Consider the following 14,779-nt stretch of genomic DNA (forward strand, 5'->3'; position numbering starts at 1 on the left):
ATCATTTTCAAAATCTTTTGAAAAGATAACGTTTTCGTTATTGGTTCGCCTAAAAAATAAATCCTATTTTTGAAAAGCAAATAGGAATTATGTCTATATCAGTTGAAAATATCAGTAAGCTTTATGGCGAGCAAAAAGCGCTTAACAATATATCGTTTAAGGTAAATAAGCCAGAAATTGTTGGCTTTTTGGGACCTAATGGAGCTGGGAAGTCAACTATGATGAAAATATTGACGACTTATATTGAACCAACTGAAGGAGAAGCCAAGGTTAATGATTTTAATATTGCTTTACAAAAACAACAGGTCCAACAGAGTGTAGGTTATCTTCCAGAGCACAACCCCTTGTATTTAGAACAATATGTAAGAGAATATTTAGCATTTAATGCACAAGTTTACCGCGTAAACAAAACACGAATTGAAGACGTTATTGAATTAACAGGATTGACTCCTGAAGCCCATAAAAAAATTGGGCAACTCTCTAAAGGTTACAGGCAACGTGTTGGGCTGGCCAATGCCCTATTGCATAATCCGGATGTCCTTATTTTAGATGAACCAACAACTGGATTGGATCCAAACCAATTGGTTGATATTAGGAATTTAATTAAGTCTATTGGTAAAGAAAAAACCGTGTTTTTATCAACCCACATTATGCAAGAAGTAGAGGCCATGTGCGACCGGGTTATCATTATTAATAAAGGTGAAATTGTTGCCAACAAAACACTTAAAGAATTACGAGACGACAAGGAACAAGTCGTTGTGGTTGAATTTGATTATCGCGTGGAAGATGCCTTTTTATTGAAACTTCCAAAAGTTAAGCAAGTGGTAAATACGCATGACTTTGTTTACGAAATCACCTTTACAACAACTGATGATATGCGTTCTCATGTTTTCGATTTTGCACATGATAATCAGTTAAAAATTCTTCAACTGAATCAAAAAAATGCCAGTTTGGAAAGTATGTTTAGGGAGTTGACAGCTAATTAAAAATAAGCCTGCCAGTATACAACTGCTCTACCTCAACAGTTGGTGGTCTATTAACCGAAATCAAATCACCAGTACCGACCAATTCACCACTCAAAGATTGTTGGGGATTCACTATCATATCATTACTACCTCTATGGTACACGTCTACATCTTGCGCCATTAAATGAGCACCTTCAAATCGTCCAGCACCAGAGTAAAATTGAACGGTGAGATTATTAGTTTCGCCAGAAATATAGAATGATGATATGTTATTGGAAACAACACGTAAATTGTTGGTGTTGATCTGTAAATTAAAATCACCAATGGTAAAGGTTCCTGTGGCGTTAAAATCTTCTGAAAGTAAGTTTAACGTTTCATAATTCAAAACACCATCTGATTTTACAGTGTATTGTGAAGACGTTCTAATGGTTCTAATATTGGGAGCAGACACAAACACTTTGGTAATACCGTAATCACGAACATAATTACACGTATTGTTATCTATTAATTGTAATTCATCACCTACTACTTTTGCTTCTACATCATTCAGTAAGTACTCTCCTGTTTGAATTATAACTTGATATTCTGGAGCTTCTTTGATAATCAATTCTACATCACGATTAACAAGAATTTTTTCAAAATCAGTAACGGGTATTACTTGTTGAATAATGGTACCTGCATTTTGAAAACAATCATTAGCGCTTTCTTTGCTACAGGAGGCAACACTAATCATGATTAATATGTATAAAATTTTCTTCATAATAGATTCCTGCCTTCGCAGAAATGACAAAATTTATAATCTAATACCTACACCAAATTCAACGGCTTCTGCTTTAGCGCCATGAGACTTTAATGTCAACGCACCAAACCACTTATCTCCAAAATAACGTTTTAATCCCACACGGAAATACGTTCTGCCTTCAAAATCAAACGGATAATACACGTAATAACCCAATTGGGTTAAAACAGACATTTTATTAATAAATAATTCATGACCTACAAACAATCCCACTCTTTTGTAATCTTCATCTCCAGATACATTTTCATCAGGAAATGCTACTGATTGGTAATAAATCAATTCATCTAAAAATTTAGAGAAAAAAGCATCAACACCAAATTGTACTGCACTTTTATGACTCAAGCGTTTATCGGCATATGCTGAAAGAATATAAAATGGAAATTGCCCACTACCAACAACATCACTTTCGTTCACACCACTTCTAAATACCACATTATATTTAATACGTTCGGTAAACTTTTCTTTGGTAATGGTTTTAATGTATTCAGCATCTTCTTCGTCTAAATTATAGGTCACACCAACATTAAAAGTTATGGAATTCACGCTGGTGTTTGGCGCCTTAACATTGGCATTACTATAGTGAATTAAGCTCAATCCTGCCTGCAAACCAAACTTATCAAAAATGCGTTCCTTTTTATAATTTAACATCAAATAGGTACTACTTAACAATGTAGAACCAAAGGCAATATTTTTATGGTTATCAATTTTATCATAAGGATTTGTAGTATATGCCAAACCCTGTCCAATACGAAACATCAAGTTTCGTTTAAAAAAATAGAAATTATAATGTGCGTACAACGAATAATTATTACCAAGAACCTCATTTTTTAAATTCTGATAAGCAAACGACACGCCATAATCGGGATAGCCATATCGCTGTTCCCAATCTTGATTACCAAAGGTTTTTTTATTCCAACTTAAAATAAAGCCTTCTGGGTGCCCTTTTATTAAATGTAAAATGTCATTATTATGAAGCGCAATATTACCTTTAAAGTAATTAAGGTCAATGTAGGTGTTTGACTGCTTTTCTTGCGAAAAAGCTAAAGAAATCAAACAACAAAAAAGAAATGCTAAATAATGCCTCATGAAATAGGTTGTGGCGCAAATGTATATAAATTATTAAACAGTTATTTGTTAAGTTTCAATAAGGCTGTTTCTAATAATTCAAAAATGGTATTGATGTCTTCTTTTCTGGCTGTTCCAACCGACAACCTAAACCAATTGGAATCTGTTGATGTTCCAAAGGCATAGAATGGCACAATAGCTAATTTGGCTTCATTCAATAAATAACTAGTTACCTCTTGAATGGTATTCAACTTCAAACCATCCTTAGTCGACTTTCCAATTAAATCAAATTGAACTGTCAAGTACAATGCGGCTTGAGGTTCTATTGCCTTAACTGAAAATCCTTTTTTCTGAAGTTTATTAAATCCTTCATAAAAAGTCACTAAACGTTCATGCAGTTCAGATTTAATGTGTGTTAAATATGATGAAACAGGTTTTTCTTGTTTTAAATAAGATGCCGTAGCCAACTGTTCTGCTTTTGGAGACCAAGCCCCAATATGACTTAGCAAAGCTTTCATTTTATTTATTACATGACTTGGTCCAAATGCCCAGCCCACACGAACACCAGTTGCAGCAAACGCTTTAGATATACCATCAATAAAAATGGTGTAGTCACGAACTTCAGGAACTAATCCCACAGGATTATAATGCACGGTGTCACCATAAGTTAGCTGCCAGTATATCTGATCATAAAGTACATATAACGGTTTCTCATTTAGTGATGCTCTTCGCTTATTTTCTACAACAACTAGTTGTGATATTTCTGTTAATGCTTCTTTATCAAATGTCGTTCCTGTTGGGTTTAATGGCGAACAAAGTGCTATTAAATTAACCAACTGAATATGTGGTTTGATATCTTCAACAGTTGGCATAAATTTGTTTTCTGGCTTGGTCTCAATAATCACAGCCTTGTTTCTGGACAAATATGTATAGGCATCATTGTTCCAAGAAGGTACAGGATATAAAACAGTATCTTCAAGATCTAAAATAGTTTGATAAACAGCGTAAATTAATGGTCGTGCACCTCCAGATATTAAAATTTCATCTTTAGAATAATCCAACTTAAGATTTTTGGAGAGATAATCTGAAACACTAACGCGTAAGGATTCCATGCCATTAGCCGCAGGATAATTTGTTTGATTATCATGATAAGCGTTTACAATTTCTTGCTTAAGCTCATCAGGTATCGGAAATATATTGGCATCAAAATCACCAATGGTTTGGTTATAGATAGTCTCACCTTGGGCTTTAAGTGCATTAACTTCTCCTGCAATTTTTATGATTTCTGAACCTTTTAATCCTTCAGCTAGTTTAGATGTTTTCATTACCCCGACTTTTTTTGCAAAAATACACTTTCTGAACCTATTTCTGCAATGCCTAACTTCTTTTATTAAAACACCTCTTGCGCAATGGTTTTTATATTATCACTTTTTCCCATGGAATAATAATGTAACACAGGTATGCCAGCTTTTTGAAGTTCTTTGGATTGCTGAATACACCACTCAATTCCAACTTGAGCGACTTGGCTATTGTCTTGACATTTTATTATCTCTAAAATCAACGTTTCAGGTAAATCCACATGAAAGCGATGCGGAATTAAGTTTAGTTGTTTTTTAGTGGCAATTGGTTTTAACCCAGGAATGATTGGCACTGTAATACCTTCTTTTCTGCATTTTTCAACAAACTTGAAATATTTATCGTTATCGAAAAACATTTGGGTAACAATGTATTCAGCACCTTTTTTTATTTTCTTTTTCAAAAAATGAATATCGCTATCTAAACTAGGCGCTTCTGCATGCTTTTCTGGATAGGCTGCAACACCTACACAAAAATCGGTTTTAGAAGAATTTAAAAGATCTTCGTCTAAATAGTTCCCTTGGTTTAATTCCTGAATTTGATTTACCAAATCGCTGGCATAGGCGTGTCCCTCTTTTTCTGGTTTGAAATAGGTTTCCGTTTTAACAGCATCACCTCGTAAAGCCATCACATTTTGAATGCCTAAAAAATCTAAATCAATTAAGAAATTTTCAGTATCCTCTTTAGTAAAGCCGCCACATAAAATATGGGGAATGGCATCAACACCATATTTATTTTGAATAGCTGCACAAATACCAACCGTTCCAGGACGCTTTTTTACGACTTGCTTTTTTAATAAACCATTTTCAAGTTCTTTGTAAACATATTCTTCTCTATGATAGGTAACATCAATAAATGGCGGTTTAAATTCCATTAATGGATCTATATTATCAAAAATTGATTGTACATGTTGCCCTTTTAATGGAGGTAAAATTTCAAATGAAAACTGTGTGTTTCCGTTGGCTTGTTTGATATGTTCTGTTACTTTCATATTAATGCCTGCGAAAGCAGGTATCTTTTGTTAATTTAATGTTGTCTTTTAATAGATTCCTGCCTGCGCAGGAATGACAGTTATTCTACCAAATTTGGCCTTAACCATTTTCTCGCTTCTTCATTACTAATGCCACGACGCTTGGCATAATCTTTTAACTGGTCTTGAGTTATTTTTCCTAAACCAAAATATCTGGCTTCTTTATTGCCAAAATAATAACCGCTAACACTTGCGGCAGGCCACATGGCTAAATTATCGGTGAGTTCTACACCAATATTCTGTTTGACATTTAATAATTTCCAAATGGTCTTCTTTTCTAAATGATCAGGACATGCTGGATAGCCAGGTGCCGGACGAATTCCTTTATAACTCTCAGCAATCAACTCTTCATTGCTTAAATTTTCTTCGGAAGCATAACCCCAATAATTGGTTCTGACTTCTTTGTGTAAATATTCTGCATAGGCTTCTGCTAAACGGTCTGCTAAAGCTTTTATCATTATGGCGTTATAATCATCATGGTTTTTTTCAAACTCGGCTGCCAACTCTGAAGTTCCAAAACCTGTGCTCACACAAAAGCAGCCTACATAATCTTGTTTCCCTGTATCTTTTGGCGCGACAAAATCGGCTAACGCAAAATTAGGCACGCCTTCACGTTTGTCTAATTGTTGGCGTAAGGTTAGAAATTTGTATTTGATGGTTGGTGTTTGGTTAGATGCTGAATCAGGTTCAGCATGACAATCTTCAATTGCCACCTCAATATCATCATCATGAATGGTGTTTGCTGGAAATAACCCAAAAACGGCTTTAGCTGAAAGTAGTTTTTCATCAAAAATGCGTTGAAGCAATGCTTTGGCATCTTTAAATAATTCCGATGCTTGTTCTCCTACTATGTCATCGGTTAAAATATCAGGATATTTTCCGTGCAAATCCCAACTTCTAAAAAATGGACTCCAGTCGATATATGGTTTTAGTTTTTTGATATCAAATGTATCAATAACCTGAATTCCTAAATGGTTTGGCTTTACAATTTCTGCTGTGTCCCAATCAATTTTAAACTTGCGTTTTCGCGCATCTTCTATCGTGCAATAATCCTTCTTTTTACCACGTTTTAAAAATTGCTTACGAAACTTTTCATATTCATCTCTAATTTGATCTTTATAAACCTTGTTGTCCTTCTGCAATAAATTACCAACGACGGTTACCGCCCTAGAAGCATCATTTACATGCACTACTGTATTTGAATAATTAGGAGCGATTTTCACTGCCGAATGCGCTCTAGAGGTTGTTGCACCACCTATAAGTAATGGTACTGCAATGTTTTTCTTTTCCATTTCTTTAGACACGTAAACCATTTCATCAAGCGAAGGTGTTATTAGTCCGCTCAAACCAATGATATCTGCGTTTTCCTTTATGGCAGTTTCAATGATTTTTTCTGGCGGAACCATCACTCCTAAATCGATAATTTCATAGTTATTACAACCCAAAACAACGCTTACTATATTTTTACCAATATCGTGAACATCACCTTTTACAGTTGCCAATAACACGCGACCAGCAAACTCTTGCTTACCGTCCTTTTCAGCCTCAATAAAAGGTTGTAAATAGGCAACCGCTTTTTTCATCACACGTGCTGATTTCACCACTTGAGGTAAGAACATTTTTCCGCTTCCAAACAAATCGCCAACCACATTCATCCCAATCATTAAATGACCTTCAATAACTTCAATAGGTTTTTTGCTTTCTTGACGTGCTTGCTCAACATCTTCAATAATATAGGTATCAATACCTTTTACCAAACTGTGCGTAATACGTTCTTGAAGCGATTCATTTCGCCATTCTAAAACTTTAGTTGTATCTTCTTTTTTATGGCCTTTTACAGTTTCAGCAAAATCTAATAGTCGTTCTGTAGCATCATCACGTCTATTGAAAAGCACATCTTCAACATGCTCTAATAATTCCTTTGGGATTTCGTCATAAACCTCTAACATGGTTGGGTTTACAATCCCTATAGTCATACCATGCTGAATAGCATGATATAAAAATGCCGAGTTTATGGCCTCACGAACAACGTTGTTTCCACGAAACGAAAAAGAGACATTACTGACACCACCCGAAACATTGGCATAAGGTAAATTTTCACGAATCCATTTAGTCGCGTTGAAAAAATCGAGCGCATTTAAACGATGCTCATCCATTCCTGTTGCCACTGGGAAAATACTGGGGTCAAAAATGATATCTTCAGGCGGGAAACCAACAACATCTACTAATATTTTATAAGAACGTTCACAAATTTCAATTCTACGCTCATATGTATCGGCTTGCCCATCTTCATCAAACGCCATCACAATGACTGCTGCTCCATAACGTTTTACCAATTTTGCCTGACGAATAAATTCGGCTTCGCCTTCTTTAAGGCTAATAGAGTTCACTACCGATTTCCCTTGTACAACTTGCAAACCAGCTTCAATGATTTCCCATTTGGAGCTATCAATCATAATTGGTAATCGTGCAATATCAGGTTCTGAAGCAATAAGGTTTAAAAAGGTCACCATGGCTTTTTTTCCATCAAGCATACCTTCGTCCATATTGACATCAATAATTTGAGCACCACCTTCTACTTGATCGCGTGCAACATCTAATGCTTCTTCAAATTTCTCTTCTTTTATCAACCGTAAAAACTTACGCGAACCAGTAACATTGGTGCGTTCACCAACATTAATAAAATTACTTTCTGGCGTAACAATTAAAGGCTCAAGTCCTGAAAGTTTTAGGTACTTAGTTTTTAGTGTTTGGTTTTTAGTGTTTGGTATTTGGTGTTTTGTTGAGCTCATAATTATTTTTTGCTTTTGAAATAATTAATGAATCCGTTTAATAGTTTTTTGCACGAGGTAGTTTCGTTCAGAACATTTTCAAGTTGGTCTTGTGAAATATATTCTAAATCGAAAGCTAAATATAATTGAGTCTCCAGTTCAAAAAGCGAACCTTTAGCGATATATAAAAACTGTATAGTTTCTTTATCTGATTGCCTTCCTATTCCTTCAGCAATGTTTGAAGGTATTGAAATAGCGCTTCTATTGGCCTGATTAGTTAAAACGTATAATTCTGAATTTGGAAATTGCGAGGTAATACTATAAACCGACTTTACTAATTTTCTAGCTATTTTCCAGACATCTAACTCTGTATAATTCTTCATAATTCTATCTTGTTTAATACTAAACACTATCACCTAAACACCAACAACTTTCTGTCTAGGTTTATATTTAGCTGCCACTTCTGCAATGGCTTTGATGTGTTCTGGTGTAGTGCCGCAGCAACCACCAATAATGTTTACCAAACCATCTTTTAAATAATTTTCGATAAGTTGTTGCATTTGCTTTGGACTTTGGTCATATTCACCAAATGCATTGGGCAATCCAGCATTAGGATGTGCTGATGTGAAAAATTCAGTTTCATGTGATAAACGCTGTAAATAGGGTTGCAATAAATCGGCTCCTAAAGCACAATTGAAACCAACGCTTAATAATGGTATATGAGAAATTGAGGTCAAAAATGCTTCAACCGTTTGCCCAGATAGTGTTCGTCCTGATGCGTCTGTAATGGTTCCTGATACCATAATTGGCGCTTGAATATTTAGCTCTTCTTGCACCTCATCTATGGCGAATAAAGCTGCTTTGGCATTTAAGGTGTCGAAAATAGTTTCAACCAATAGAATATCAGCGCCTCCATCCAACAAGGCTTCGGTTTGTTGTTTGTAAGCTATTCGAAGTTCTTCAAACGTTACAGCGCGATATTCGGGTCTGTTAACATCTGGCGACAAACTTGCTGTACGGTTTGTTGGCCCAATACTTCCAGCTACAAAACGCGGTTTTTCAGGATTGGCTTTTGTGAATTCATTAGCTACTTGTTTGGCTATTTTTGCCGATTCAAAATTGAGCTCGTACACCAAATCTTCCATATTATAGTCAGCCATTGCAATAGTTGTCCCTGAAAAGGTGTTGGTCTCAACAATATCAGCTCCAGCCTCAAAATACTTACGGTGTACTTCGGCTATAGCATGCGGTTGCGTGATTGAGAGTAAATCGTTGTTACCTTTTAATGGTGACAGGTAGTCTTTGAAACGCTCACCACGATAATCCTCTTCTGAAAAATTATAGCGTTGTAACATAGTTCCCATGGCGCCATCAAGAACTAGTATTCTATTTTGTAATGTTTTGAAAATATCAGACATTTTATAATATTTAAAATGCCATCATGAAAAGAGAGAGTGAATCATTCTCGAGTCATCTTTCCCAAATTACTTGGGTAGAATTTAGCACCTTCTTTAAAAATAAAGGGTTGCTAAGGCTTCAACGGGTCTATTCCCTCTGCCTTTCGTGATAACAAATCAGTAAAATTTTGAACTTCTTGAAAACAAATATTGCAACACAAAAAGATAAAATCCAAATTAATTACTAAAAAATTTGAAAACAATTTGTGTTCTATTTTATTTTTTTACATTTGCCAAACAAATATTACAGAGGAAAAATTTGTCTGATTGCAACCTCAATAAAAAATGCTAAAGCAGTTTCAATTACTTCTCTAGCAGTCTGCAATTTCATATTTTTTCCTTAATTTCAACCAAATTAAAAATTTAGGATTTATGCCATATTTATTTACTTCAGAAAGTGTTTCTGAAGGACACCCAGACAAAGTAGCAGACCAAATAAGTGATGCCTTAATTGATCATTTTTTAGCATTTGATAAAGATTCAAAAGTAGCCTGCGAAACACTTGTAACAACAGGTCAAGTTGTATTGGCTGGAGAAGTCAAGTCTGACACCTATTTAGACGTTCAAAAAATTGCTAGAGATACGATTAATAAAATTGGTTACACCAGAAGCGAGTATATGTTTGATGGTAATTCTTGTGGCGTGTTTTCTGCCATTCATGAGCAATCGGAAGACATTAATCGTGGTGTAGATAGAGCCAGTAAAGAGGAACAAGGTGCAGGCGACCAAGGCATGATGTTTGGTTATGCCACACGTGAAACGGACAACTACATGCCATTGGCTTTAGATTTGGCTCATAGAATATTAATTGAATTGGCCGAACTACGACGCGAAAATAAAGATATCACCTATTTGCGTCCTGATTCTAAAAGCCAAGTCACTATTGAATATAGTGATGATAATATCCCGCAACGTATTGATGCTATTGTCGTTTCAACGCAACATGATGATTTTGATAATGATGAAGCCATGCTTGCAAAAATCAGAAAAGATATTGTAGATATTTTAATTCCTCGCGTAGTTGCAAAACTACCAGAGCATTTACAAGTTCTATTCAACAGCGATATTAAATATCATATTAACCCAACAGGAAAATTTGTAATTGGAGGACCTCATGGAGACACAGGATTAACTGGTCGTAAAATTATTGTAGATACTTATGGTGGTAAAGGTGCTCATGGAGGTGGTGCATTTTCAGGTAAAGACCCAAGTAAGGTAGACCGCAGTGCCGCTTATGCCACAAGACACATTGCTAAAAACTTGGTTGCAGCTGGTGTTTGTGATGAAGTATTGGTGCAAGTTAGTTATGCTATTGGTGTGGTAGAGCCTATGGGAATTTTTATTGATACCTACGGTACTTGCCCGTTTAATATGACTGATGGCGAAATTGCACAAAAGGTATCTGAAATATTTGATATGAGACCATCTGCTATTGAAGACCGCTTAAAACTGCGTCAGCCTATGTATAGCGAAACAGCTGCTTATGGCCATATGGGACGCAAACCCGAAACCGTATCTAAAACATTTTCACAACCTAATGGCGAGGATGTCACGTTAGATGTGGAATTATTTACTTGGGAAAAGCTAGACTATGTCGATAAGGTCAAAAAAGCCTTTGATTTATAAACGTTTTAACAACAGAACTAAAAGCCTCGTAATGAATTTACGAGGCTTTTTAGTTTTATAAATTATATATCACCCTAAAGGTTAAAAAACGTGGTTGTATAAAATATTCATTGGTACTTACACTCAAGCCACCAGCATTCACCTGTGTTTGTGATTGGGTATTTAATAAGTTGGTTGCCTTGAGTTCAAACTCCCATTGGGCATCGGCATCTTTTCGGTAAGCTAACGAAGCATCCCAAAAATCAAAACTGTTAGAACCACCAACTTCACGACTTACGTTGGTATAGGCATACTCTGAGCGCAGTGTAAATGATTTCCAAATAAGCGCATCAAACTCAATAGTTGGTGCACTGGTATAAGCTTTAGTTCGGCTAGATCCTTGGTCTATATCTTGTATTCCATAGCGATAACCCACTTCAAAATTTGGCGCTTCTTTAAAATTGGTGCGTAGTTCTGCACGATACGTTTGATTATAGTTCTCATTCACCGATCTTACTAACTCATTTGGATTTTGACTGGTGGCAATAAATTGATTAAACTTACTGTAGTTAAAGTTTGCATTCACGGAAGCCCTAAACTTACCAAAACTACGCTGAAAGCGGCCAAAGGCTGTAAATGTTTCGTCAGAAAAATTAGAATTAAACGGATCAGACACTCTAATTACACTACCTTCTTGGAAACGCGATACGGTACGGATATTATCAATGTTTTTGGTATAATTTACCCTAGCAAACACATTGGTGTAATTAAACATATTAAAACTGAAATAGTTTAAACTTATATTGTGCGCCAATGAACTTTCTAATTGCTGATTACCAGTAAAAAACGAATCATAGTTATTTAATACCAATCCTTCAGCCAATTGGTTGACATCTGTAAACTGGGTTTGCATACGGTAATCAAAAACTATTTGCTCACTCTTTTTAAGCTGAATTCTTGCGTTAAAATCTGGTAAAACTCTAAAGAAATTATCAGTATAATTAAAGCCAAATTGGTCATTTTTCATAGAATAAGCATGAGCAGATAGACCAGGTGTAAATGTAAAAATGCCTGCTTTCAATCGGTAATGAACACCTAAGTAAAAATCGGTAAATGTATAATTGGTATCATTAAGCGGATTATAGTCTGCTGGATTATTATTAAAAATAGAACCATCATCTAATGTCTGAAAAATTTCTGAATTGAACTTTTGGTTACTGTAAATGGTTCCTAAAGTAAAGTTGATATTACTTTTGGCATTTAGCACATTCCAGTAATCTAATTTAGCATCCAATTGATTAGATTTTACACGCTTATTCTGTGATAAATCATAAGCAAACTGCCCTCTGTCCATACCCAACTCTTCTGCTGTATCGTCATACGGATCATTAGGATCATCACCATTGTTAAATGGGTCATTCGCTAGAATAGCATTGTAAAACGGATCTTCGTCTTTGATAACATGTGTGGCTTCAAAAGCAAAGATATTCGTCTCATTTAATGTATAGTAATAGTTTAAACTTTGATTGATGCTAAACGGATTGGTTTCTTCGTACTCACTGATATCGCCAACAACCGTAGAAAATACATTTTGCTCTTGAGTCTCTTGAGACATACGCCCTAGAATCTCATAATCTAATTGATTATTGGCATTTGGCTTGTAAGTGGCATTCAATTTTAGCATGCCTAAATCACTACGTTGTGTTGTTTGGCTTTCGGTACGTTCATCTGGAATACCTCTATTGGCATCTGTATAAACTCTATCATTATTTTCTTGAAGTAAAATTTTATTCCCTGTATAAATTCCAAACCCACCAATATCCAGTTTGTCAGTTGGTGAATAGCTAAAATTCGCTGCACCAAAACGTGCATTAATTTGTTTGGCATTATTATTTTGTAAAGCCAAGAAACCTAAACCATTATCACCTAGGTTAATATTGGTTCCACTACTTTGGCTGGGTTGCCTAAAACCACCTGAAAAGTTAAAATAATCTCTTCGCGAAAATGCTAATTCCCCAATATTATTAATATCACCAATAACATTCACACTGTATTTAGGACTGTAATAAAACAATTTTGGTTGTGCTAAATACAAGCCATTATCATCTGAAAATCCTCCTCCAGCTGTTACTGTTCCAAACCAGAAACTCTCTTTTCCTTCTTTCAACTTTATGTTTAAAGCTATATTATCCTGATTATTTTGCACACCACTTAATTGGCCTACTTCAGCATAGTTCTTAAGTACCTGAACCTTATCTACAGCATTTGCAGGAATATTTTTGGTTGCCAATTTGGAATCGCCATCAAAGAAATCTTTTCCTTCAACCATAACCTTTGAGACAACCTTCCCTTCTACTTCTATTTGACCATCATCATTAATCTCTACTCCTGGTAGGTTTTTAAGAACATCTTCCAATTTTCTTTCTGTACCTGTATTAAATGAATCTGCATTATAGACTAAAGTATCTCCCTTAATGGTTACAGGCATTTCATAAATCAATTCTACCTCATCTAAACTGTTGTCATTGGCTAACGTAAAATCTTTTGTGATGTCTGCTTCTTTAGTAGAAATGGCTTCATCAGTCGTTTTCATACCAATATAGCTTACTTGAATGTTATAATTAGTGTTCTTTTCAAGAGATAATTTATAACGTCCTTGATCATTGGTTATACCATAAGAATCTAATTTATTGGTTGTTTGATTGATGGCAATAACATTAGCTAGTTCCAGAGGATTACCAATACTGTCTTTTACAACACCTTCAATTTTAACTTGAGAAAAAGTTAAACAGGTTACAATTAGTGCTGCAAGGGTTAAGGTATTTTTCATTTAGTTGTTTTGATTGATTTTATACTTTATTATGGGCTAACGACCCCTTCGACCGCTATACATATTTCGCATTTCGGCCATTTTGGTTTTTATGATTTCTTGATATTCTGATTTAGTTACTTGTTTTCCTTTTTCTGGCGGAGTAATCTCTGTTTTATCTTTTGGATTGAGTACAATTTTGGAACATAACATAGTAGTATTATCGGCACTTACCTCTAAAATCAATCCAGGTAGTCCCCAATATTCAGAAGGACCATGACTAACAGGTATTTGTGGAGTGTACCAAGCTTCAACTTGAGTCATTTTAATTTCTGTAGTATCTTTAGATTCTTCATTACTGCGCAATTTCCCCCAAGAAAAATCAAACCATGTTAAAGAATCTGATGGCACCAAGGCTACAGCTTTCATACACATATACTCTCCAATTTTTTTTGACTCACTAGTCATATTCCATTCAAATTTTAATAACTTATCACTTACAAGAAACTTTTTTCCGTAAAATTCCTGTTCTTGTAGAAGCGTGTTATTTTTTACATTTTTATATTTATCACCAGGTGCAAAATTCTTGCCCCATGAATCTGTAGCTCCTGAAATGGCATCAAGTTTCTCTTCTTCAACAAACAGAGATTCTTCAACATTAAACTTTAAAATGTACGTTTTTTCTAATCTATTTTTTAAACGATCTTGGATTTGTTTTTTTTGTGCTTCACTCATAGTTGCTCCCCAAGTGCCAAGCTCTAATCCTGATTTGGCAAAGTATTCAGCTTGTCCTTGAAATTCTTGTGCAGCAACCTTTACAGTTGTCATTATTAGCAAAATGAGACATATTTGCTTTGGGATTGGAAAAAAAAGATTGGTTTTCATAATAAGTATTAATTTGTGTTGTCTAACAAATATAGGT

General features: G+C 35.1%; 11 protein-coding genes and 1 riboswitch. Of the genes, 2 read left to right on the forward strand and 9 right to left on the reverse strand.

From position 1 onward, the window contains the following. The first annotated feature begins 89 nt into the window (after nt 1-89). Nucleotides 90-986 carry a gliding motility-associated ABC transporter ATP-binding subunit GldA gene (gldA, locus tag C1S72_RS05740; RefSeq protein WP_104734684.1) on the forward strand — a complete coding sequence of 299 codons (897 nt, stop codon included), beginning with the start codon at nt 90-92 and terminating at the stop codon, nt 984-986. On the opposite strand, the gene C1S72_RS05745 is transcribed toward gldA, so the two are convergent. The 7 genes from C1S72_RS05745 to C1S72_RS05775 all read right to left on the reverse strand — a co-directional run bounded on the left by C1S72_RS05745 (nt 979) and on the right by C1S72_RS05775 (nt 9,404). Continuing rightward, nucleotides 979-1,725 carry a head GIN domain-containing protein gene (locus C1S72_RS05745; protein WP_104734685.1) on the reverse strand — a complete coding sequence of 249 codons (747 nt, stop codon included), beginning with the start codon at nt 1,723-1,725 and terminating at the stop codon, nt 979-981. The genes gldA and C1S72_RS05745 overlap by 8 nt on opposite strands. A gap of 33 nt (nt 1,726-1,758) precedes the next feature. Next, entirely contained in the window at nt 1,759-2,850 is a 1,092-nt protein-coding gene (locus C1S72_RS05750; protein ID WP_104734686.1) for an acyloxyacyl hydrolase, read from the reverse strand. A gap of 41 nt (nt 2,851-2,891) precedes the next feature. Beyond that, entirely contained in the window at nt 2,892-4,154 is a 1,263-nt protein-coding gene (locus C1S72_RS05755; protein ID WP_104734687.1) for a pyridoxal phosphate-dependent aminotransferase, read from the reverse strand. A 65-nt stretch (nt 4,155-4,219) separates the two neighbouring features. Further along, nucleotides 4,220-5,176: a methylenetetrahydrofolate reductase [NAD(P)H] gene (metF, locus tag C1S72_RS05760; protein WP_104734688.1), complete on the reverse strand. Its 957-nt coding sequence runs from the start codon at nt 5,174-5,176 to the stop codon at nt 4,220-4,222. Between the two features lie 80 nt (nt 5,177-5,256). Next, a complete protein-coding gene (gene metH / locus C1S72_RS05765) occupies nt 5,257-8,007 on the reverse strand; it encodes a methionine synthase (protein WP_104734689.1) in 2,751 nt (916 codons plus the stop codon). A 2-nt stretch (nt 8,008-8,009) separates the two neighbouring features. Beyond that, nucleotides 8,010-8,369, reverse strand: a complete 360-nt coding sequence (locus C1S72_RS05770; RefSeq protein ID WP_104734690.1) for a four helix bundle protein — start codon at nt 8,367-8,369, stop codon at nt 8,010-8,012. A gap of 33 nt (nt 8,370-8,402) precedes the next feature. Next, entirely contained in the window at nt 8,403-9,404 is a 1,002-nt protein-coding gene (locus C1S72_RS05775; RefSeq protein WP_104734691.1) for a homocysteine S-methyltransferase family protein, read from the reverse strand. A gap of 49 nt (nt 9,405-9,453) precedes the next feature. Beyond that, nucleotides 9,454-9,559, reverse strand: a riboswitch (SAM riboswitch). Nucleotides 9,560-9,815: 256 nt separating this feature from the next. On the opposite strand from C1S72_RS05775, the gene metK reads away from it, so the two are divergent. After that, nucleotides 9,816-11,069, forward strand: a complete 1,254-nt coding sequence (gene metK / locus C1S72_RS05780; protein WP_104734692.1) for a methionine adenosyltransferase — start codon at nt 9,816-9,818, stop codon at nt 11,067-11,069. A 55-nt stretch (nt 11,070-11,124) separates the two neighbouring features. On the opposite strand, the gene C1S72_RS05785 is transcribed toward metK, so the two are convergent. Both C1S72_RS05785 and C1S72_RS05790 read right to left on the reverse strand, forming a co-directional pair. Then, nucleotides 11,125-13,878, reverse strand: coding sequence for a TonB-dependent receptor (locus C1S72_RS05785; RefSeq protein WP_104734693.1), 2,754 nt, complete (start codon nt 13,876-13,878; stop codon nt 11,125-11,127). 36 nt (nt 13,879-13,914) lie between these two features. Then, nucleotides 13,915-14,742 carry a GLPGLI family protein gene (locus tag C1S72_RS05790; protein WP_104734694.1) on the reverse strand — a complete coding sequence of 276 codons (828 nt, stop codon included), beginning with the start codon at nt 14,740-14,742 and terminating at the stop codon, nt 13,915-13,917. Nucleotides 14,743-14,779 lie beyond the last annotated feature (37 nt).

The organism is Hanstruepera ponticola, from assembly GCF_002940745.1.
Taxonomy (GTDB): Bacteria; Bacteroidota; Bacteroidia; order Flavobacteriales; family Flavobacteriaceae; genus Hanstruepera; species Hanstruepera ponticola.

Coding starts and splice junctions, on each gene's coding strand:
- gldA (WP_104734684.1), top strand. CDS start 90: ATGTCTATATCAGTTGAAAATATCAGTAAGCTTTATGGCGAGCAAAAA.
- C1S72_RS05745 (WP_104734685.1), bottom strand. CDS start 1,725: ATGAAGAAAATTTTATACATATTAATCATGATTAGTGTTGCCTCCTGT.
- C1S72_RS05750 (WP_104734686.1), bottom strand. CDS start 2,850: ATGAGGCATTATTTAGCATTTCTTTTTTGTTGTTTGATTTCTTTAGCT.
- C1S72_RS05755 (WP_104734687.1), bottom strand. CDS start 4,154: ATGAAAACATCTAAACTAGCTGAAGGATTAAAAGGTTCAGAAATCATA.
- metF (WP_104734688.1), bottom strand. CDS start 5,176: ATGAAAGTAACAGAACATATCAAACAAGCCAACGGAAACACACAGTTT.
- metH (WP_104734689.1), bottom strand. CDS start 8,007: ATGAGCTCAACAAAACACCAAATACCAAACACTAAAAACCAAACACTA.
- C1S72_RS05770 (WP_104734690.1), bottom strand. CDS start 8,369: ATGAAGAATTATACAGAGTTAGATGTCTGGAAAATAGCTAGAAAATTA.
- C1S72_RS05775 (WP_104734691.1), bottom strand. CDS start 9,404: ATGTCTGATATTTTCAAAACATTACAAAATAGAATACTAGTTCTTGAT.
- metK (WP_104734692.1), top strand. CDS start 9,816: ATGCCATATTTATTTACTTCAGAAAGTGTTTCTGAAGGACACCCAGAC.
- C1S72_RS05785 (WP_104734693.1), bottom strand. CDS start 13,878: ATGAAAAATACCTTAACCCTTGCAGCACTAATTGTAACCTGTTTAACT.
- C1S72_RS05790 (WP_104734694.1), bottom strand. CDS start 14,742: ATGAAAACCAATCTTTTTTTTCCAATCCCAAAGCAAATATGTCTCATT.